This is a genomic window from Mycobacteroides saopaulense, from assembly GCF_001456355.1.
Classification (GTDB): Bacteria; Actinomycetota; Actinomycetes; order Mycobacteriales; family Mycobacteriaceae; genus Mycobacterium; species Mycobacterium saopaulense.
On record NZ_CP010271.1, the window covers coordinates 2,543,855 to 2,564,590 of the forward strand.

The following is a 20,736-nucleotide window of genomic DNA, read 5'->3' on the forward strand; positions in this document are numbered from 1 at the left end:
GGATTAGGCGTGCGTCCCTGCCTGCGCGCAGGCCATCTGGGCATTGTGCGCGTCGGTGTTCAGGTCGTTGGCCTTCCCGTTCACGCCGTCGACCGGTGCGCGCACACCCATGAGGATCATCAACTTATTGGCGTTCGTCGCCCATGAGCGCATCGGATCGGCGATCGCCGGATCCAGATCCGGGGTATTCGCAGCTTCGTTCGCGAACGAGGCCGCCTCACGCAGCGCGGTACGGCCGGTTCCATTGCTCGACGAGACATAGACATCGCTGTAGTTGCCCTCCATCCCCGCCAGGTTGTTGGCGAAGTCGGAGTAGTTCGTCGCGGCGTAATCCAGCGCGGTCGCGAACTTCGCGCACGCCTCGACGGCAGCAGGGGTCGCGGTGTCACTGGTCGGCGCGGCACCCGACACAATCGCGGGACCGGGCGCTACGGCCGGCTGGTCTGTGGGATCGGGTTGATCGGGCTCCGCATACGCTGCAGGAACAACCGCCAAGCCCATACCGATCGCGACCAGAGCCGGCACGGCCGCCTTGCGACACAGATGTAGTGGCCTCATCGATTCCTCTCCAGGTTCCCTGGTGCTGTTCGGCCGTGACCGTACCCGCAATTCATCACGACGTCGCGTCAAGACAGCACCGACAACTGATAGTGAGTTGCGGAATTGTCACGAGTCTGAACCATTGTTGAACAACTGGTATATGACAGAGAATTCGCCTGACCGTTGAAAAGTGTGCTGGATACCCCTACCGGGTAGTCCCAAATGATCATGCGGGCGCGGTAACGACACCAGTGGTTTTCCTCACAACCGCCGAGGCAGAAGGCATTTCACGTTTCAAATCATCGCGGTTGGAACGGTGTGTACCGACGTAGGAAATGGATAGACATTGGGCGATAACTGTTGTCCGTCCATTAACCGTTTCGCAACGCGGCACCCCCAACATTCGTCGGGACAGCTTCCTCACAGAAGTCATGGACATCACCAAACAATGAGAGGCGCCACCGCACCATGCTGAAAAGTCTTGTCACTCTGACTGCTGTCTGCGCGCTCGCCGCAACGGCGCCCCTCGCCCTGGCCGAACCCGGTGATGATCCGACGCCCGTACAGCCGGTGGCGGATGCACCACCGCCCCCTCCCGGCGATACCGGCGCAATGCCGTCGGCGGAGCCCGGCACCTTGTCCACCCCGGACGGCTGGATCCTCGCCGTCGCCGCGAAGGACGAGAGTCTGCTGCCGGTGGCACCGTTGACCACTGCGCTGTCCTCGCGCGAATACATCGTCGGCGGCACATTCATCGGTGGCGTGAAGGGTGGCGGCAAGACGAAACTCGCCGGTGGAACCCTGGAAGCCGGCTACCAGATCGGCTGCGGCATCACCGGTGGCCCCGTGGAGCTGATGGGTGGTGTCAGCCTCCAGCCGTCGATCAGCATGGCCGGTGTCCCCTCGGCCAGCGCCGGTGTGGTCGGCCAGATCAAGGTCGGTCTGAAGCCGGGCACGGTGACCATCGTCCCGGTCAACAAGAAGACCTTCGAGGGCACCACCACGCGTACCACCATCACCGGCTTCCGCATCAAGATCGACGGCTGCGTCGGTCAGTCCTTCATCCGGTCCTACGCGACCTTCACCAGCTCCACCGAGAACACCGATGACGTGGTCACGTACATGGGTGTCACCAAGGCCGTCTGACATTGATGACCGAAACACCCACAGCCAGCCCACTGTTCAAGACCACGAGAGGCCTCAATCCCATGCTCAAGAGTCTCGTCACCCTGACCGCCGCGTGCGCACTCGCGGCGTCGGCTCCGCTCGCCCTGGCGGACCCGTCCGACGACCCGCCACCCGTCCAGCCCGTGGCGGACGCCCCGCCTCCCGCTGACGGCCCACCGCCGGACAACGGCCTCGTCGGCTCCGAGGAACCAGGCATCGTTAAGACCCCCGACGGCTGGACCCTCACAGTCGGTGCCAAGGATGAGACCCAGCTGCCCATCCCGCCGCTGACCACCGCCACCTCGTCGCGCGAGTACCTGGCCGGAGGCACGTTCACCGGCTCGGCCAAGGGCGGCGGCAGCACCAAGCTGTCCGGCGGCACCCTGGAGGCCGGCTACCAGATCGGTTGCGGCATCAGCCTGAACACCGTCAAGTTGAACGGCTCCATCGGTCTCAACGTCGGCCTGACCACCGGCGGCATCGGTAGCCTCGGCCTGCCCATTCAGGGCCAGATCGAGGTACACCCGCAGCCCGGTGAGGTCATCAACGTCTCCGTCGACAAGAAGAAGTACAAGGGCAGCGAAGTGCGCATCACCCTCAAGGACGTGCACATCAAGATCGACGGTTGCATCGGCCAGTCGTTCTTGCGTTCGTACGCCGTGCTGACCAGTTCGTCGAAGGACAATGACGACATCGTCGCCTACTACGGCGTCACGAAGACCGTCTAGTTCAGACCGCCCGAACTGCCAAAGAACAGAGGAGACGCAGCCATGAGGAACCCCGATCATCCGTCCATCGTGAAGATCGGGGTGGCTGCGGCTCTGGCCGCGGGTGCGTTACTCGCTTCCGCGGCGACCGCCTCCGCAGATCCCGAACCCGATCCCGTGCCTGTGGCTCCTCCCGCACCTCCGGGACCACCGGAGCCTCCGCCGCCGTCTCAGATCGGCAACCCTCTGGCGCTGTCCGGTACCGAGCAGGGGCCCGGTGGCATCCCCACCAACCTCGCCATCGTGGGTAATCCGAACCTGATCGGCCAGAACCCGGCACCAGCGGCGCCGGCCCCGCCGGGTGCCACTCCTCCGGTCGTCACCCCCAACACCCGGGCGCTGAACAACCAGTACCTGTTGCCGCAGAACCTCAAGCCCGCCGAGCCCGGCAAGGGCGAGGTGTACGGGGTCGCCCCCGGCGAAGAGAACGCCGACGTTTCCGGCGGCGAGTACCTGGGACGGCTCATCCGCGGGGTTCAGGACGGTCAGTGGCGCGGCGGCATCGTCGGCCGCGGTACCAAGGAATCGCTCAACCAGCCGCTGCCCGGAACCGCTCCGCCGCCCGGAACCCGCATTCCCGGCCTCGGCGATGACTCGCAGGGACCGGCCCCCGAGCAGTGGCACTGGACTCCACCCGAGCCACCCGAAGGCGCGCCGGCCGCTCCCCCCGCTCCCGGCTCACCCCTGCCTGCCGCGGCGCCGCCGACCCCTCCCGCATAACTATCTCCGGAGCGCCTTGCGCGCCAGGTAGTTTCCGAAGAACTGCGCGGCCTGCACCAGCACGATGATGATGACTGTCGAGACGATCGTCACCTGCCAGTTGAAGCGCTGGTAGCCCTGCACGATGGCGAAGTCACCGAGGCCGCCACCGCCGACCAGGCCGGCCATCGCGGACATGTCGACGATGCCGATCAGTACAAAGGTGTAGCCGAGAATCAACGGCCCCAACGCTTCCGGTACCAACAGGGTCACGATGATGCGCAGCGGGCCGGCGCCGACGGCGCGCGCTGCCTCGATGACGCCGGGATCGATGGTCACCAGGTTCTGTTCGACGATGCGGGCGATCGCGAAGGACGCGGCGACGATCATCACGAACACCACGGCCGTGGTGCCGATCGTCGTCCCCACCACCCCGAGAGTGATGGGCCCCAGCGCCGCGATCAGCACCACGAACGGAATGGGCCGCACGATGTTCACCACTACGTTGAGCAGGGTGTGCAGCACCCGATTCTGCAGCAAGCCACCGGATCTGGTGGTGTACAACAGCACGCCCAGGCCCAACCCGATGAGGCCTCCCACCACCAGGGTGATCGACACCATGTACAAGGTGTCTCCGAAGGCCTCGAACAACTGCGGTCGCAACCGCTCCCAGTTGGTTGTCATCGCCCCACCTGCTGAACCGTGGTCACAGCCGATAAGTCTGAGATAACTTGCGCCACTTGATCGTCAGATCCTTCCAGCTCGAGTGTGAGATTGCCGAAGGAGCGCGACTGCAGCGTGGTGATGCCCCCGTAGACCACCTCGAAGCGCACGCCGAGTTCGGTCGCGCGTGCTAGCGCGGGGCCGATCTGCACACCCTCACTGATTTCGACGGATACGATCATTCCCTTGTGTCGCTGCGTTATTCGCGCGATATCTTCGCCGCTCGGGGTGTTCTGCAGCACCGTCCCGACAAAACGCTTGCCGGCCTCACTCTGCGGCGTGGAGAACACGTCGAAAACGGTTCCGGTCTCGACGACCTTGCCGTCGGCCAGCACGGCGACACGGTCGGCGACCGTACGCACCACATCCATTTCGTGGGTGATCACCACGATGGTCACCCCGAACTCGTCGTTGACCGCCCGCAGTAGGCGCAGCACATCGCCGGTCGTTTCCGGGTCCAGCGCACTGGTCGCCTCATCGGCCAACAAGACCGACGGCGAGGTCGCCAGCGCCCGCGCTATCCCGACACGCTGTTTCTGTCCACCGGAGAGCTGGTCCGGATAACTCTTGGCCTTATCGGCCAGCCCGACGAACTCCAGCAGCTCGGCGACCCGCGCGTTGCGCTTGTCGGCGGACCACCCGGCAACCCGGAGCGGATAGGCGATGTTCCCCGCCACGGTTCGGGACCGGAACAGATTGAACTGCTGAAAAATCATGCCGATATCCGTACGCACACCGCGTAATTCGCGCTCCCCCAGAGCACTCACCTCGGCCCCGTCGACCACCACGCGGCCGGTGGTGGGGCGTTCCAGTCCGTTGATGAGGCGCACCAACGTACTCTTTCCGGCTCCGGAGTAGCCGATCATCGCGAACACCTCACCGGCGGCGATGTCGAGCGAGACGTCATCGACCGCGGTCACCGTCTTCTTGCCTACCTGGAAGGACTTGGTGACGTTCTCGAACCGGATCAGCGGCGTCGTACCGGTCATTTTTCGCTGCGAATCTGCTGCTCGATCCTCCCCAAGATGGCCGCGCAGTCGGGGCCGCTCTTTGTCACCGAAAGCTGAGTTCCCTTGCTTTCCTTGGCATATGCCTCGGTGACCGCCGGCGAATGAAAGACCTCGACAAGTTTTTGATACGTCGGGTTGTCCTTCTCCTCGGCGCGCGCCACGATGACGTTGATGTAGGGCTCGGCCCCCGGACTGGCCGGATCGTCGGCATAGAGCGCACTCTTGGGGTCGATGTTCGACTGCGCCAGATAGGTGTTGTTGATGACGGCGCCATCGATCGATTTGAGCGACAACGGCGTCTGCGCCGCGTCCACCAGCGTCACGCTGACTCGGGAAGCCCCCTTGTCGATATCCCCGACACTGGGCGTCGTACGTTCGCCCTTGAGAGCGACGAGCCCGGCCGCCTTCAGCACGAACAGTGCCCGAGCCTGATTCGGCGGATCATTGGGGATCGCGATCTGTCCGCCCTGCGGGATATCCGCAAGCGCCTTGTGCTTCTGCGAATACAGGCCCAGCGGCACGATATAGGTGGCACCTACCGGTGCAAGCGTCGCATTATCCGCGACGTTATATTCAGCCAGGAAACGAAGATGTTGAAATAGATTCACGTCGACCTGTTTTTGGGTGAGCGCCACATTCGGCTGGCTGTAGTCCGTAAAGTTGGTGGTGACGAGTTTGATTCCCGCTTTTCCAGCCTCGTCGACGAAAACATCCCAGGAGTCCTTGCCTGCCTCTGTCGTGCCGATACGCACGACATTTCCGCTGCTGCTATCGCCGCCAGAGCAGGCGACGCCGCCAAATCCTGCCGCGAGCAGGACCAGTGCAATAGCAATACGTCTCATATCAGCCTTTCAAATTCAGCGTGATCACAATGGTTGACATTGTGAAATATCTGAAGGCGCAGCAAATTGTTAATAGGCCTCAGAACGGCGCCACAGTACCAGAAGGAAAAGCGCAGTGCGCCTTGTCGAAACGCGAGAATGAAACAGAATGAGACTAGGACGCCGCGGGGACCGCCGACGGCAGCGGCGGCGCAGGCAACTCGGGGCCACCATTACCCGGTCCGGCGGCCGGCATCTGCGCGACCAGCTGTGACTGCATCTGAGCCGATATCGCCGACCACGACATGGCGGCAGGCTTACCGCCCCAGCGCAACGAATAGATACCCACCAGTAGGGCCTGTCCGGGTTGGGTGATGGTGTACACGGGTCCGCCCGAATCACCGTGCTGCCCACCGACATCCGTCATGGTGAACCAACCGTTGTTGATCGCGTCGACCTTGCCGCAGGTTTCACCGGACACCGAGCCCATCAGGCACACCGGGAGCCCCGGCTCGGGGCCCGCGTTCTGCGTGATCCGCAGTGCGAGTCCGTTGGGCAGATTGCTGCTCAATTCCACCCCGGGCGCGAACGTGATGCCCTCGTAGTCCGAAACGACGTCTCCCGGGCCGATCGCACCGCCGGTTGGCAGGTTGCGACTCATCAACAAGACCTCGCCGACACGGTTCCCGCCCAGATCGGTGACCGCTCCGGTGGCGTTGCAATGTCCCGCCGTCAGGCCGATTCTCGATATCGGATCGACGTAGCCGAGCGTGCAACGACTGTCCCCCTGGACAATCGACATGCCCGGGAAAGCGACAATCTTGGGAGGAGCTTCCGAGGCTGGATCGGCGGCTGAAAGCGCAGGTGAAGCAACAAGAATGCCAGCGACAGCGGCAACCGCGGACATGCCACATGCCAGTGCTCTGCTCACGTTTTTCACCACAACCAGCCCTCGGTTGACAATCCCGCCCTGCAAATGAGCATGGCGTCGGATTGCTGGGGTGTCAATTTCATCGCCAGCAACATCGTCGTGTCGCGAGCCTCCCAGTGGTCGCGGTCAGCCTCTACGATCGGTCCCATGCGCAACCGCATCCGACTCGTACTCGTCCCCTTAGCCATCTCCCTAGCCGTCGCCGCCATCGCCCTGGCCGGCTGCTCCAAGACCGAGAAGGCCGACCCCAGCCTGCCCGAGGCCGCCACGCTGCTCAGCGAATCGGCGGCCACCACCAAAACCCAGACCAGCACGCACATCGTGCTCAAGGTCACCGGCGACAAGCCGACCCTGAAGCTGTCGGACCTGACCGGCGATCTGACCACCACCCCGGCTGTGGCCGCCAAGGGCACCGCCAAGACCGGGGGGCTGGAACTGCCGTTCGTCGTGGTGGACGGTGAGTTGTTCGCCCAGCTCAGCACCACCTACACGAGCATGGGACCGGTCAAGGACATCTACGACATCGGACTGATCCTCGACCCCAACAAGGGGCTGGCCAACCTGCTGTCGAACATCACCGATGCCAAGTCCCAAAAGGTCGAGACCGTCGACGGCGTCGATTCGGTTCTCGTGACCGGGACGATGAGCAAGGACGCCTTGAACACCTTCACCGGCGGCACCACGCTCACCGCCGACATTCCGGCCAAGGCGTGGATCCAGAAGGACGGCAAGCACCTGCTGACCAAGATCAGCGTCGACACCTCGCCGGGTAACACCATCGAGATGTCGTTGTCCGACTGGGGCAAGCCGGTCACGGTCGACAAGCCCGCCCTGTGACGCACACAGCGACGGAGCCCGGTACCTCCCTGCCCCTGCGGCATCGCAGCATCGCCATCGGCGCCGGAAGCCTGGCGGTGCTCCTGGGTGCCCTGGATACCTATGTCGTAGTCAGTGTCTTCACCGACATCATGACTACCGTCGGCATCGCGCTGAACAACATCCAACAGGTCACTCCGATCGTCACGGGTTACCTACTCGGATATATCGCCGCGATGCCGCTGCTGGGACAGGCCTCCGATCGATTCGGGCGCCGTCTGATCCTGCAACTGGCACTGGCCGGGTTCGCCATCGGTTCTGTCGTCACAGCGCTGTCCACCGACCTGACGATGCTGGTCACGGGCCGCATCATTCAGGGTGTAGCCAGCGGCGCGCTGCTTCCGGTCACGCTGGCTCTGGGCGCCGATCTGTGGGCGCAACGCAATCGCGCGACCGTTCTCGGTGGTATCGGTGCCGCCCAGGAACTGGGCAGCGTGCTCGGCCCGCTGTATGGCGTGCTGTGCGTGTGGCTGTTCGGCCACTGGACCGCCATCTTCTGGGTCAATGTGCCGTTGGCGATCATCGCCATCGTGTTGGTCCAGTTCAGCGTGCCCGCGCACCAGCACGACCCGAATCGACCGAAGGTGGACGTCGTCGGGGGTGCACTGCTGGCCGTCGCATTAGCGCTCCTGGTGGTGGGTTTGTACAGCCCCGATCCGAAAGTCTCGGCACTACCCGAGTGGGCCCTGCCGGTTCTGATCGGATCTGGGGTCGCATTCCTGGCGTTCATCGTCTGGGAATCCCGGGCCAAAACCCGGCTGATCAAGCCAGAAGGCGTTCGGTTCGGCCCGTTCTTCGCGGCGTTGGCCGCGTCCCTGGCCGCCGGTGCGGCTCTGATGGTGACACTGGTCAACATCGAGCTGCTCGGGCAGGGAGTGCTGCAGATGAACAAGGCCGACGCGGTCTTCCTGCTGTCCCGCTTCCTTGTCGCACTGCCGATCGGGGCGGTGATCGGCGGCTGGCTCGCGACCCGATTCGGCGACCGGATCATCGCGGTCGTCGGCCTGCTTATCGCCGCGTTCGGGTACTACCTGATCTCCGGTTGGCCGGTAGATGTGTTGGATGCCGTGCACAACTTCGGGCTCTTCACGCTGCCTCGGCTCGACACCGACCTGGTGGTCGCCGGTGTGGGTCTGGGCCTGGTGATCGGACCGCTGTCATCTGCGGCCCTGCGGGTTGTGCCCGCCGCTCAGCACGGCATCGCATCAGCACTCGTGGTGGTGGCTCGAATGACGGGCATGCTCATCGGCATGGCTGCCCTCGGTGGTTGGGGCATTCACCGCTTCTACCAGAACTTCGATGCGCTGGCCGCCAAGGAACCCAAGCCGACCGGAAAGCCTAATTTCATCGAGCTGCAAATGCAGCTCCTGAACCGCAGCATCACCGCGTACAGCGAGATGTACAGCGAGATGTTCGCGATAACAGCAATCGTCTGTGTGATCGGCGCGGTGATCGCGCTGTTCATCGGTTCACACCGGAAGTCGCGGGACGAGGCTCAGTAGCACGTCGGGGCCCATCCGCTCGATCTGGTCGTACTCCCAGTGCAGCGCTCGTGACAGGGTCGTGACGCCCACGTCCTCCACGGCGGGGACGTTGCCTCCCAGGAGCATCGGCGCCAGGTAGGCCAGGATTCGGTCCACCAGGCCGGCACGCAGGAATGCGCCCGCCAGTGTCGGGCCGCCCTCCAGGATGATGTCGGTGCGATCGCCCAGCGCCGCGATCACCTCGGCCGGGTCGTGTGTGCGGATCACCATGGTGTGCGAGTCGTCGTTCAAAACCTTTGCATCCGAGGACACCTCGCGCATTCCGATCACCACACGCAATGGTTGGTGAGACAGCAGCACATTGTCGGGCGTGCGTGCGGTCAGCTGCGGGTCGTCCGCGAATACGGTGCCCGTGCCCACCAGAATGGCATCGGCGAATCCCCGCCGCCGGTGCACGTCGGCGCGGGACTGCTCGCTGGTGATCCATTGGCTGGTGCCGTCATTGGCGGCGCTGCGCCCGTCGACGCTGGCCCCGTACTTCCAGGTGACGTGAGGGCGCCCGGTGCGCTGTTTGTGCAGCCACTCTCGCAAGGGTCCGGCCGTGACGAGGTCAGCGGCGACACCGTCGATTACCTCGATCCCCATCCCGCGCAGGCGCTCCGCTCCCCCGGCGGCCTGGGGATTGGGATCCGCGACCGCGTAGACGACGCGCGCCACACCGGCCGCGACCAGAGCATCCACGCAGGGGCCCGTCCTGCCCTGGTGATTGCATGGCTCCAGGGTGACCACGGCGGTGCCACCCACCGCGGCATCACCGGCCTGCGCCAGCGCCACCACCTCGGCATGCTCTTGCCCCGGCGGGCGTGTGCCACCCGCCCCGACAACCGCTCCAGATGAATCCAGGATGACCGCGCCGACAGGCGGATTCGGATACGTGCTGCCTTTGACCTCTTCGGCTGCCCGGATCGCCAGATCCATCGCGGCGTCCAGGCCTATCGGGGCACCCATTTCAGCGGGCCAAATGTGTTGCCGCCCTGGCGGCTTGCTCACGCAGTGCCCGGACCGCCCCTCCGGGGTCCTGCGCCCCGTAGACGGCAGAACCCGCGACGAAACAGTCCACCCCCGCCTCCGCGGCTTGCTCGATGGTGTCGGCGTTTATTCCTCCGTCGATCTCCACCAGCACGGTCAGCTCTCCGGAATCGACGAGCCTGCGCACGGCGCGCACCTTGTCCAGAACACCCGCGATGAAGGACTGCCCGCCGAAGCCGGGCTCCACCGACATCACCAGCAGCGTGTCAAAGTCCTTGAGCACCTCAAGATATGGCTCCAGCGGTGTGCCCGGCTTGATGCTCAGTCCGGCCTTGGCCCCAGCGGCGCGAATGTCACGGGCGACGGCGATGGGGTTGTCGGTAGCCTCCGCGTGGAACGTCACGTTGTGCGCCCCCGCCTCGGCGTACCCAGGTGCCCAGCGATCCGGGTTGTCGATCATCAGGTGGCAGTCGATCGGGATATCTGTAGCGGCCAGCAGGCTGTCGACAACGGGTAGACCCAGCGTCAGGTTCGGTACGAAATGTCCGTCCATCACGTCCACATGCAGCCAGTCGGCCCCTTCCACGGCCGCCATCTCGTCGGCGAGGCGTGCGAAATCGGCGGAGAGGATCGACGGGGCGATCATGGGAACGCGGTGAGACATGCCGTTCAGCTTATGTGCCGCTTCAGGGGTGTTTACGCAGGAGGGCGGTGAACATGGCGTCAGTGCCGTGCCGGTGTGGCCACAGCTGTACCGCATCGCTGTCGCCGAGACCGTCCACTCCGGGGAACAGCACGCGAGCATCCTCGGCGGTTACCGCATGACGCCGCACCGCATCGGAGACCACTCCCACGGTTTCCGCTAGATGCGGTGAACAGGTGCTGTACACGACAACCCCGCCGGGCCGGGTCAACTCGATTGCGCTGGAGAGCAATTCGCGCTGTAGCTTGACCAGGCCCGGAATATCGCCCGGTTGGCGCCGCCACCGAGCCTCCGGGCGGCGCCGCAGCGCGCCGAGCCCGGTGCAGGGGGCGTCGACCAATACGCGATCGAATGAGGCGGGCGCCAACCCGCTCTCGCGCCCGTCGACGGTGAGCACTGTCACCGGTAGGGATTTCGCGGCGGTGGCTACCAACTGCGCGCGGTGCGCGGCGACCTCGATAGCGGTGACCTGTGCGCCACGTTCGGCCGCCAACGCACCCAACAACGCCGTCTTGCCGCCGGGACCGGCGCACAGGTCGAGCCACCGCTCGTCGGAACCGTCCAGCGGGGCCAGCGCGGTCGCACGTGCGATGAGCTGGCTGCCTTCGTCCTGCACCTGCGCGAGGCCGTCGCGCACGGGCTCCAACCGGCCCGGATCGCCGCCCGGCAGATACACGGCGAAGGGCGAGTACCGACCGACGGTGCCGCCTACCGCCTCGGCCAGCGATTCGGCATCGATACGTCCCGGACGGGCCGCAAGGTGAACGAGCGGGCGCTCGTCGTCACTGGCCAACACCTCGGCAAGTTCCGAACCTGCCGGTCCCAGCGCATCGGAAAACGCTTGAGCGATCCACCGGGGATGCGCCGTCGTGAAGGCCAACCGGCCGACTCTGTCCGATTCCGGAGGAGCCAGCTCGGCCACCCATCCCGACTCATCGCGGCCCGAGATGGTGCGCAACACCGCGTTGACGAAACCTGCTCTGCCCTGGTCGAATTCGACGGCAACCGCGTCCACGGTCGTCGACAATGCGGCATGAGGCTCGACGCGGGTGCGCAGCAGCTGGTAGGCACCCAATCGCAAGGGGTCGCGCAGCCCCTCGTCAACCTGGTCGATCGAGCGATCCGCTGCCGCAGCGATGATCGCGTCGAGAAGGCCCCGAGCCCTGCATGTTCCATAGGTGAGCTCGGTCGCGAACGCGGCGTCGCGACCGGTGATGCCGCGCTCACGCAGCAGCGCGGGCAAGGCCAGGTTGGCGTAAGCGTCCTGACGGGACACCGCCCGCAGCACGTCGAGTGCGGCCTGGCGTGGTGGATCGAGCTTGCGGCGCGGACGATCCTGCGAGCGTGAAACCCGGCGAGAATCCTGATTGGGCCGGCGGCGCGGCGGACGCGTGCTCACAGTGCGCGCACCTGCCCGTCCAGTCGTGCGCCACGCGCCCAGTCCGCGGCGTTCATCAGCTTCTTGCCCTGAGGCTGCACCTCGTTGAGTGCGACCGCCGTGGTGCCGGTGCCGACCAGTACGTCACGTTTGCGGACCGCGATGGCGCCGGGCACCAGTTCCTCACCGATCTCCACTCCCACCGGTCCGACCTTGACCCGCGTCTGGCCGATCGTGGTCCAGGCGCCCGGTTCGGGAGTCATGGCCCGGACGTGGCGGTCGATCGCCTGTGCGGGCAGATCCCAGCGGATGCGCGCCTGCTCCACGGTGATCTTCGGAGCCGTGCTTACCCCGTCGGCCACTTGCGGCACCGCCACCAACGCGCCCTCCTCGATCCCGTCCATTGTCGATTCGAGCAGGCCCGCCCCGGATTCGGAGAGCCGACCCAGCAGCGCGCCTGCGGTGTCACTGGGTGTGATTCGTTCGGTGACCACTCCGTAGACGGGTCCGCTGTCCAATGCGGGCTCGATGAGAAAGGTCGTCGCACCGGTGATCTCGTCGCCGGCCGCGATGGCTGCCTGCACGGGGGCAGCGCCCCGCCACGCAGGCAGCAGCGAGAAGTGCAGGTTCACCCAGCCGTGCGTGGGCACCCCCAGCAGCTCGGGTTTGAGCAGCGCTCCGTAGGCAACCACCGCACAGCAGTCCGGAGCCAATTCGGCCAGTTCACCGACGAACTCAGGATCATTGGGCCGCGCCGGGGTGAGCACCGGCAGTCCGTGTTCACGCGCCAACTCGGCGACCGGCGAGGCTGCCGAGGCCCGGCCCCTGCCCGCACGGGCATCGGGCCGGGTCAGCACGGCCACGACCTCGTGACGGGATGCCAGCAGCCTTCGCAGCGACGGCAATGCCGGAGCCGGAGTACCGGCGAACACTATGCGCACCGCGTCAGTCTAGGAAGGGCGCACCGTCCACATCGAATCCCGACGTACCGGCATCCCCGGGATCGGCCGCCAAGATTCGCCCAGGATAGGGATAGATAGTCTGGATACATCCGATAGCATGATTTCGATGGCTACCAGAGGACGAGGCCGGCCGAGCGGCGCTCCCTACGATCGCAGACTGCGAACCGAGGAGCTGCTCGATGCCGCAGAGCGGGCGATTCGCAACAGTGGAGGCACTGTCTCCATTGCCGAGGTAGCCAGGGAGGCCGGGTTCGCCAGGTCTGCCTGCTACGCGGTTTTCCCCACCAAGGCCGACCTCCTGCGCGCGCTGAGCAGGCGCCACGCCGACAGACTGATCTCCGGGGCATGGCAGGACCGCATGGTCGGCGATACGCGCGACCAGATCCGGGCATTTTCCGCTCTGGTCATCGACTGGATCAGCGCGGAACCGGAACTGTACATCGCACTCGATCGAGACCTCACTGCCCAGGAACAGCTCGACCACGGGGTCTTCGACCTCATCGCGCAGGTGACAGAGGAGCATTTGCACGCACAGTTTCCCGACGAACACATGATCATGCTGGCGCCGATCTGGTCCCGGCTGGCGGTGGGCGGCGTGCTGATGACCATCAACTGGTGGAGCGCATCTCGGGTTATCAGTAAGGAACAGCTCATCGGCTACATCGTCGAGACATTCGCAACGGGAATCGCCAACCAGCCCAATCTCGTCTCCGCAAATAGCTGATATTCGCCGGATCACCCCACGTGTAGCGGATCGATCTGAATCCTGACGGGTTCGGCGTCGCGCCGTGCGCTCAGCGTTGCCACTCCACGGCGCAAAGCCGCGGCCATCTCGAGGCCTGCGGTGCGTCGAACCCGCACCAGCATGCGCACCACCTCGACGCCATCGGATATCCCGGCAGGTCGCCGCGCCCCTACCGGCAGGTCGACGGGGCCCAGCAGTTCCGCGCCCTCGGGAAGATCGGCGGTCTCGATGAGCGCACCCACCGCCGCCGAGGGCCCGTCGATGGCCGCGAGGTGCACCTGTGGGGGCAGACCGACCTCGGCGCGCGCCGCCAGCTCGGCGGCGGCATGCCCCACCGGATCCCACCGGATCAACGACTGCACCGTGGGAAGGGTGGCATCCGCGACCACCACAACCGTTCCCCCTTCCTCCTGCCCGCGCACCAGCGCGGCCGCGGCCATCCACTTGCGCAGGGTGTCCTCGGCGGCGCGTAAGTCCTGGCGACCCAGCAGCGCCCAGGCATCCAAGAGCAGCGCCGCGCCGTATCCATTGGGTGTCAAGGGTTCTGCGCCGGGCGTGCACACCACCAGGGTGGGCGGCCCGGTGACCGTGGCGTGAACCTCACCGCCGCCGGACGTCACCACCGGAACTCCCGGTAGCGCCCTGCCCAGCTCCTCAGCCGTTCTGCGGGCCCCCACCACCACGGCGCGTACCGCGGTGGAACCGCAGCGGGCGCATCGCAGGTCCGCGTCCACCCGTCCACACCATCGGCACGTAGGGCTGACGCCGTGGTGCGCCGCGCCGGGTCCTTCCAACGCCAGCGGGCCCGTGCAGTGCCGGCATCGCGCGACAGTCCGGCATTTCGTGCAGGCCAGTGCCGGCACATAGCCGCGGCGTGGAACCTGGACCAGCACCGAGTGCCCACGTTTGAGTGCGTCCCGGGCGGCCGTCAACGCGATCATCGGCAGGCGTGCCGATCGCGCTGCCGGATCGCGCTCCTGCGCGTACCCGCTGTCGTCCAGCGCGCTGATGCGCGCCGAGGCCTTCCGGACCACGGGCCGGGCAGCGACCAGGTCATGTGCCCAGCCGCTCTCCACCAGCGCCTGGGCCTCAGCCGTGCGCGCATACCCGCCGATCACCGCGGCGCAGCGCAGCTGATGTGCGCGCAGCATGGCGACGTCTCGGGCATGCGGGTATGGGGACCGGGGCTCGGCGAGGTTGTCGTCGCCGTCGTCCCACACCATCAGCAGACCCAGGTCGGCCACCGGCGCGAACACTGCAGCCCTGGTACCGATCACCACGGTCGCGGTACCGCGCAGCACCGCCAGCCAGCGCCGGTATCGCTCGGCAGGGCCCAGCTCTGCCGATAGCGCAATCACATGTTGTGCACCAACATGTTTCATGCATTCGGCGGACAACGCATCAATGTCTCGCTGGTCCGGGACCACCGCCAGCACTCCCCGGCCGGCGCTTGCCGTCGCCGCGGCGGCCTCGGCCAGCCGGTTGCACCAGGCCTCGCCCGGCAGCGCCTGCCACACCGCGCGTGCGGCCCGGCCCTGCGACAACGCCTCCATAAATCGCTCGCCGCGCTGATAGCGAGCCCAGCCCGAACCGTCCGGGGTCGGCACCGTGACGCCCTCGTCGAAGGCCGCGCGAACTTCCTTCTCGACACGCGCGTGGCGCGGTGGCAGCGCCAGGCGCAGCACATCCGCACGGGTTCCCGCATAGCGAGCCGCCACCGCATCCACCAGCCTGTGGACATCGGGCGTGAGCACTTGGGTCGGCGATACCACCCGGTCCAGCCATCCGAGCTTGCCGGGATGATCGCTGGCCGAGCGGCGTTCCAACAGGATGGCGTCCACCAAGCGGCCGTGGAACCGTACCCGTACGCGCACTCCCGGCTGGGCGTCATCGGATTGTTCCGCCGACACCTGGTAGTCGAATTCGCGGTCCAGGTGCGGCACGGTGAGCAGCGGCAGCACCCGAGCAATGGGCTCGTGTTCGGCCACCACCCGCGTCGCAGTCACCTGGTCGTTGTAGCAGACGCGCCCGACGTCTCCGAGCGTGCCGCTAAGGTGAGGCCATGACAGCCACCACCGGTATCGACCCGATCATCATCAAGATTCTGGAAGCTGTTCCGATTCAACTCGTTTCACCGGACGGTCCGCAGGCTTCCCGGGACGCGTATCGGGCCATCGCCACGGCGCGCGCGCCGTGGATCAAGGTTGCCAAGGTCGAAGACCGCACCATCCCGGGTCCCGCGGGCCAGATACCCGTTCGGATCTACTCGCCCGCCGAGGGCGGCATCCGTCCCGTTTTCGTGCTGATCCACGGCGGTGGCTGGGTCATCGGCGACCTGGACACCCATGACGCGGTGGCACGTGCCGCGGCCGTACAGGCCGACGCCGTGGTGGTGTCGGTGGATTACCGGCTGGCACCCGAGCACCCCTACCCGGCCGCGGTCGAGGACTGCTGGGCCGCGCTGCAGTGGGTGCACGCACATGCCGCCGAGATCGGCGGTGACCCGAGCCGTCTTGCCGTGGGTGGCGACTCGGCCGGCGGAAATCTGTCGGCGGTCATGGCGCAACTGGCCCGCGACAATGGCATCGCGCTGGCCTTTCAGGTGCTCTGGTACCCGGCCACCACATTCGACACGACGCTGCCCTCGATGATCGAGAATGCCGAGGCGCCCGTCCTGGACTTCAAGACCGTGGCCTCACTGAGCAAGTGGTACCTGGGCGAGACCAACCCCAACACCGCGGGCCCGACGCTGGTGCCGGCCCGTGCCGAAACCTTCGAAGGTCTCGCCCCGGCGTTCATCGGCACCGCGCAGTTCGATCCGCTACGCGACGACGGTGCCAAGTACGCGGAGCTGTTGAGTGGCGCCGGAGTGCCGGTGGAGTTGCACAACGCGCCGACGATGATCCACGGCTACCTCGGCTACGCCGACATCGTCCCGGCGGCTACCGAGGAACGCGACAGATCGCTGGCTGCGCTCAAGAAAGCTCTGCACGGCTAGTACCGCTCAGGCGTCGCCCCAGCAGATACATGAGGGCGGCGCCCAACAGTGCCCCCACCGGCCAGGAGAGGGCCGTCACGCTCTGCGCCCTCGGCAGCAGTGCGATGGCGACTGCCGCCGTCCCGGCGATGCCCAGCGAGATGAGTGCCGCTGGGTTGAACCCGCGGGTGTAGTGGTACGCGCCGGTGGCAGATTCCGAGTACAGGTCGGCGGTGTCCGTGTGCTGACGCCGCAGCAGGTAGTAGTCCACGATCAGGATGCCGAACACCGGCCCCATCAGTGCACCAACCCCGCCGAGGAAGTACACGATGGCCGCCTCGTTGCCCCAGATCTTCCAGGGCAGCACCGCGACCGAGAGTACCGCGGTGATGATGCCGCCGGTTCGGAAAGAGATGTACTTCGGTGCGACGTTGGAAATGTCGTACGACGGCGACACGAAGTTGAGCACCACGTTGATGCCGACCGTCGCGATCGCGAAGAGCACCGCCGCGACGACCACGATCGCATCGGAGTCGACATCCGCGACGAGTTCCACCGGGTCCGTCATCGCGCTGCCGTACTTCTTCAGTGCGGCAAGCGAAATGACGATCGATATCACCACGAAGGCGGTTTCGTTGAGCGGTATGCCCAGGGCGTTGCCCCGCAGTATCGCCGCTCTACTCGGTGCGAAACGCGCGAAATCCGCATAGTTGACCAGAGGCCCCGCCATGAAGGCGACCATCAGGAAGGCCACGCCGACGAAGGCCAGCACCGTGGCGCCCGCCGACAACGGTGCTCCGGCACGGGCACCGAAGTCGATGCTCCAGTCCACGCTGTCCAGCATCCATATCGCCAGTGCGATCATCCCGATCCAGACCACCGGGCCCGCCACGTCCGATGCCCTGCGCACGACCTCCATCCCGTAGTTGAGGATCAGCAGCTGCACGGTCCACAGCGCCAGGAACGCCGCCCAACCCAGGGCGTGCAGTCCCAGGAATGTCGGTTCGGTCCAGGAGCGCAATCCCGGATCCAGTCGCAGGAGCAGGACGATGACCGCCGTGGAGGCCAGATAGGTCTGGATGCCGTACCAGAAGATGGCGACCAGCCCACGCAACAGCGCCGGGATATTGGCGCCGAAGACCCCAAAGGTGGCGCGCGCGAAGACCGGGAAGGGCACGCCCACCCGCTGACCGGCGATGCCGATCAGATTGCTTCCCGCCCAGAGCACCAACACCCCCGTGAAGAGCGCCAGCATGGTCTGCCATCCCGTCAGCCCCAGCGCCAGCATCCCCACCGCGAACCCGTAGCTGCCCAGGCTGTGCGCCGACGTCATCCAGAGACAGAAAATGTCCCAGGTGCGCCAGGTGGCCTGTGCCGCGGTGGTGGGCGCCAGGTCTTCGTTGCTCAATCTGCCCGGCACCACCGCCGGGTCCATCGCGTCTACCACCGCTAGCTGCTCTTCGCCGTGATGTGTTGCGACAAAGCGGGAATCACGGTTTCCCCGTATATCCGCAGCGTCTCTTCCTTGTTGTCGTGCTGCAGGTACCCCGCGAACTGATCCACGCCCAGTGCCCTGAGCTCGGAGAGTTTGGCGATGTGTTCATCGGCGGTACCCAGCACGCAAAATCGGTCTACGACGTCATCACTGACGAATTCCGCGTGCGTGTTTCCCGCTCTGCCGTGCTGGTTGTAGTCGTATCCCTCACGCCCGGCGATGTAGTCGGTAAGAGACTGCGGTACTTGACCATTGGCGCCATAGCGGGCCACGATGTCGGCGACGTGGTTTCCCACCATGCCTCCGAACCACCGGCACTGACCGCGCATGTGCGCCCAGTCCGATCCCACGTACATGGGCGCCGCCACACAGATCCGTACCTCGGCGGGATCGCGCCTCGCGGCGACGGCGGCCTCGCGTACCGCGCCGATCATCCAGCGCGCGATATCCAGATCGGCAAGCTGCAGAATGAATCCGTCGGCGACCTCGCCGGCCAGCGCAAGGGCCTTGGGGCCGTACGCCGCCACCCACACCTCGAGCTCCGAACCCCGGCTCCAGGGGAATTGCATGGTGGCGCCGTGGTATTCGACGGGCCGCGAGTTCGCGAGTTCCCTGATGACGTGTATCGATTCACGCAGCGTGGCCAGGGTCGTCGGAGCCCCGCCCGTCACCCGAACCGCTGAGTCGCCGCGCCCGATGCCACAGATAGTGCGGTTGCCGTACATGTCGTTCAGGGTCGCGTACAGCGATGCGGTGACCGTCCAGTCTCGCGTGGCCGGATTGGTCACCATCGGCCCCACGACAATACGTCTGGTTTCATGCAGGATCTGGCTGTAGAGCACGTACGGCTCCTGCCAGAGCAGATGCGAGTCGAACGTCCACAGATGGCTGAAGCCATGGGCCTCGGCGAGTTTGGCGAGCTGCACGGTTCGCACCGCGGGTGGATCACATTGCAGGACAACTCCGAAGTCCATGGCGAGGCCCTCTCTATCAACCAGGCTCAGATGAGGTACTGACACAGGTCGCGGCGCAGGAACGCTCCGTCCCCCTTGCTGCCAAGGTATTCGTCGCCGTCGACGATCACCTTTCCGCGGGAGAGCACGGTGTCGACATGCCCGTCGATCTCGTACCCTTCCCACGCCGAGTGGTCCATGTTCATGTGGTGGGTCTTGCCCAACCCGATCGAGGTGTGCCCGTTGGGGTCATAGACCACGAGGTCCGCGTCGGCGCCCGGGGCAATCACGCCCTTGCGCCCGTAGAGTCCGAACATCCGGGCCGGCGTCGTCGAGGTGATCTCGACCCACCGCTCCACGGTGATTCGGCCATTCACGACGCCCTGATACAGCAGGTCCATCCGATGTTCGATCGATCCTATCCCGTTGGGAATCTTGGAGAAATCGCCGATGCCGATGTCCTTCTGGCCCTTCATGCAGAACGGGCAATGGTCGGTCGATACCATCTGGATGTCATTGGTGCGCAACGCACGCCACATTTCGTCTTGGTGGTGTTCGTGTTTGGAGCGCAGCGGCGTCGAACAAACCCACTTGGCGCCCTCGAACCCAGGGGCGCCCAAGTTGTCCTCGAGTGACAGATACAGGTACTGCGGACACGTCTCTCCGTACACGTTCTGGCCCGCATCACGCGCGGCCGCCAATTGGGCTACGGCCTGTTTCGCCGAAACATGCACCACGTACAGCGGTGCACCCGTCAGATTGGACAGCATGATGGCACGGTGCGTGGCCTCCTCCTCCAGCTGCCAGGCCCGCGCAATTCCGTGGTAGTACGGTTCGGTTTTGCCCGCGGCGAGCAGCTGGGCCACCAAAACATCTATGGCAGGGCCATTCTCGGCGTGCATCATCGTCATCAGCCCGGTATCGGCGCCCACCTGCATGGCACGCAGGATCTGCGCGTCATCACTGTAGAAGACCCCCGGGTACGCCATGAACATCTTGTAACTGGTGATGCCCTCGTCGGCGAGTTGGCGCAGTGCCGTCAGCGAGGCGTCGTTGACGTCTCCGACAATCTGATGGAACGAGTAATCCACCGCGCACTGGCCGGCCGCCATCTCGTGCCATGCCTGCAGCGAATCCTGCAGCCGCTCACCGAACTTCTGCACCGCGAAGTCGATGATGGTGGTCGTGCCACCCCAGGCCGCCGCCCGTGTCCCGGTCTCGAAGTCATCGGATGCTGTGGTACCGCCAAAGGGCATGGACATGTGGGTATGTGCGTCGATGCCACCCGGGATGACGTACCGGCCACCCGCTTCGATCACCCGGTCGACGGTTTTGGCCAGGTCCACCCCGAGCACGGTGCTGCCGGGCAGCAGGACGGCGGCGATCTTCTCCCCGTCGACCAGGACGTCCGCGGCTCCACGTCCTGTCGCCGACACCACAGTGCCGCCCCGGATCAATGTCGTTGCCATCACGGCC

Annotated in this window: 20 protein-coding genes; 7 read left to right on the forward strand and 13 right to left on the reverse strand. The window is 65.6% G+C overall.

Annotation, left to right across the window (positions count from 1 at the left end; genetic code table 11):
• Nucleotides 1–3: 3 nt before the first annotated feature.
• Entirely contained in the window at nt 4–558 is a 555-nt protein-coding gene (locus MYCSP_RS12665; protein ID WP_083013157.1) for a hypothetical protein, read from the reverse strand.
• Nucleotides 559–1,008: 450 nt separating this feature from the next.
• Here MYCSP_RS12665 and MYCSP_RS12670 point away from each other — a divergent pair, with 450 nt between their 5' ends.
• The 3 genes from MYCSP_RS12670 (at nt 1,009) to MYCSP_RS12680 (ending at nt 3,194) form a co-directional block, all read left to right on the forward strand.
• Nucleotides 1,009–1,686 (forward strand): MspA family porin, encoded by a 678-nt coding sequence (locus tag MYCSP_RS12670; RefSeq protein ID WP_083013156.1) that lies wholly within the window; start codon nt 1,009–1,011, stop codon nt 1,684–1,686.
• Nucleotides 1,687–1,748: 62 nt separating this feature from the next.
• On the forward strand, nt 1,749–2,435 hold the full coding sequence (locus MYCSP_RS12675) for an MspA family porin (protein ID WP_083013346.1): 687 nt from the start codon (nt 1,749–1,751) through the stop codon (nt 2,433–2,435).
• Between the two features lie 42 nt (nt 2,436–2,477).
• A complete protein-coding gene (locus tag MYCSP_RS12680) occupies nt 2,478–3,194 on the forward strand; it encodes a hypothetical protein (RefSeq protein WP_088413898.1) in 717 nt (238 codons plus the stop codon).
• Here MYCSP_RS12680 and MYCSP_RS12685 read toward each other — a convergent pair whose 3' ends face one another.
• The 4 genes from MYCSP_RS12685 to MYCSP_RS12700 form a co-directional block, all read right to left on the reverse strand.
• On the reverse strand, nt 3,195–3,857 hold the full coding sequence (locus MYCSP_RS12685) for a methionine ABC transporter permease (protein WP_070910348.1): 663 nt from the start codon (nt 3,855–3,857) through the stop codon (nt 3,195–3,197).
• Complete coding sequence (locus tag MYCSP_RS12690; protein ID WP_083013153.1) at nt 3,854–4,885, reverse strand: methionine ABC transporter ATP-binding protein; 1,032 nt, start codon at nt 4,883–4,885, stop codon at nt 3,854–3,856. Before MYCSP_RS12690 ends, MYCSP_RS12685 begins: the two co-directional genes overlap by 4 nt.
• Nucleotides 4,882–5,748 (reverse strand): MetQ/NlpA family ABC transporter substrate-binding protein, encoded by an 867-nt coding sequence (locus MYCSP_RS12695; protein ID WP_083013152.1) that lies wholly within the window; start codon nt 5,746–5,748, stop codon nt 4,882–4,884. The genes MYCSP_RS12690 and MYCSP_RS12695 overlap by 4 nt, the downstream gene beginning before the upstream one ends.
• A gap of 154 nt (nt 5,749–5,902) precedes the next feature.
• The gene (locus MYCSP_RS12700) at nt 5,903–6,634 is read right to left on the reverse strand and encodes an Rv1815 family serine proteinase (RefSeq protein WP_088415602.1); all 732 of its coding nucleotides are present in this window, start codon (nt 6,632–6,634) and stop codon (nt 5,903–5,905) included.
• A 171-nt stretch (nt 6,635–6,805) separates the two neighbouring features.
• Here MYCSP_RS12700 and MYCSP_RS12705 point away from each other — a divergent pair, with 171 nt between their 5' ends.
• Both MYCSP_RS12705 and MYCSP_RS12710 read left to right on the forward strand, forming a co-directional pair.
• Nucleotides 6,806–7,495, forward strand: coding sequence for an LppX_LprAFG lipoprotein (locus MYCSP_RS12705; RefSeq protein WP_083013344.1), 690 nt, complete (start codon nt 6,806–6,808; stop codon nt 7,493–7,495).
• Nucleotides 7,492–9,036 (forward strand): MFS transporter, encoded by a 1,545-nt coding sequence (locus MYCSP_RS12710; protein WP_083013151.1) that lies wholly within the window; start codon nt 7,492–7,494, stop codon nt 9,034–9,036. The genes MYCSP_RS12705 and MYCSP_RS12710 overlap by 4 nt, the downstream gene beginning before the upstream one ends.
• Here MYCSP_RS12710 and ribD read toward each other — a convergent pair.
• From ribD to fmt, 4 genes are read right to left on the reverse strand one after another with little or no spacing between them, the layout of a single operon-like run.
• Nucleotides 9,004–10,026, reverse strand: a complete 1,023-nt coding sequence (gene ribD, locus MYCSP_RS12715; RefSeq protein ID WP_083013150.1) for a bifunctional diaminohydroxyphosphoribosylaminopyrimidine deaminase/5-amino-6-(5-phosphoribosylamino)uracil reductase RibD — start codon at nt 10,024–10,026, stop codon at nt 9,004–9,006. The genes MYCSP_RS12710 and ribD overlap by 33 nt on opposite strands.
• Nucleotide 10,027: 1 nt before the next feature.
• On the reverse strand, nt 10,028–10,693 hold the full coding sequence (gene rpe / locus MYCSP_RS12720) for a ribulose-phosphate 3-epimerase (RefSeq protein ID WP_162266360.1): 666 nt from the start codon (nt 10,691–10,693) through the stop codon (nt 10,028–10,030).
• Between the two features lie 40 nt (nt 10,694–10,733).
• A complete protein-coding gene (locus tag MYCSP_RS12725; protein WP_083013148.1) occupies nt 10,734–12,149 on the reverse strand; it encodes an RsmB/NOP family class I SAM-dependent RNA methyltransferase in 1,416 nt (471 codons plus the stop codon).
• Nucleotides 12,146–13,069, reverse strand: coding sequence for a methionyl-tRNA formyltransferase (gene fmt, locus MYCSP_RS12730; RefSeq protein WP_083013147.1), 924 nt, complete (start codon nt 13,067–13,069; stop codon nt 12,146–12,148). The genes MYCSP_RS12725 and fmt overlap by 4 nt, the downstream gene beginning before the upstream one ends.
• 178 nt (nt 13,070–13,247) lie before the next feature.
• Here fmt and MYCSP_RS12735 point away from each other — a divergent pair, with 178 nt between their 5' ends.
• The gene (locus tag MYCSP_RS12735) at nt 13,248–13,814 is read left to right on the forward strand and encodes a TetR/AcrR family transcriptional regulator (protein WP_083013343.1); all 567 of its coding nucleotides are present in this window, start codon (nt 13,248–13,250) and stop codon (nt 13,812–13,814) included.
• Nucleotides 13,815–13,825: 11 nt separating this feature from the next.
• Here the strand turns inward: MYCSP_RS12735 and MYCSP_RS12740 are convergent, their stop codons facing one another.
• The gene (locus MYCSP_RS12740) at nt 13,826–15,841 is read right to left on the reverse strand and encodes a primosomal protein N' (protein ID WP_088413900.1); all 2,016 of its coding nucleotides are present in this window, start codon (nt 15,839–15,841) and stop codon (nt 13,826–13,828) included.
• A gap of 56 nt (nt 15,842–15,897) precedes the next feature.
• Here MYCSP_RS12740 and MYCSP_RS12745 point away from each other — a divergent pair, with 56 nt between their 5' ends.
• Nucleotides 15,898–16,833 (forward strand): alpha/beta hydrolase, encoded by a 936-nt coding sequence (locus MYCSP_RS12745; protein WP_083013146.1) that lies wholly within the window; start codon nt 15,898–15,900, stop codon nt 16,831–16,833.
• Here MYCSP_RS12745 and MYCSP_RS12750 read toward each other — a convergent pair.
• The 3 genes from MYCSP_RS12750 to hydA are packed head-to-tail and all read right to left on the reverse strand — an operon-like array spanning nt 16,811 to nt 20,729.
• Nucleotides 16,811–18,247, reverse strand: a complete 1,437-nt coding sequence (locus tag MYCSP_RS12750) for an NCS1 family nucleobase:cation symporter-1 (RefSeq protein WP_083013341.1) — start codon at nt 18,245–18,247, stop codon at nt 16,811–16,813. The two genes, MYCSP_RS12745 and MYCSP_RS12750, sit on opposite strands and share 23 nt — an antisense overlap.
• A 14-nt stretch (nt 18,248–18,261) precedes the next feature.
• Nucleotides 18,262–19,281 (reverse strand): TIGR03842 family LLM class F420-dependent oxidoreductase, encoded by a 1,020-nt coding sequence (locus MYCSP_RS12755; RefSeq protein ID WP_088413901.1) that lies wholly within the window; start codon nt 19,279–19,281, stop codon nt 18,262–18,264.
• Nucleotides 19,282–19,307: 26 nt separating this feature from the next.
• Nucleotides 19,308–20,729: a dihydropyrimidinase gene (gene hydA / locus MYCSP_RS12760; protein WP_083013144.1), complete on the reverse strand. Its 1,422-nt coding sequence runs from the start codon at nt 20,727–20,729 to the stop codon at nt 19,308–19,310.
• Between the last annotated feature and the right edge of the window lie 7 nt (nt 20,730–20,736).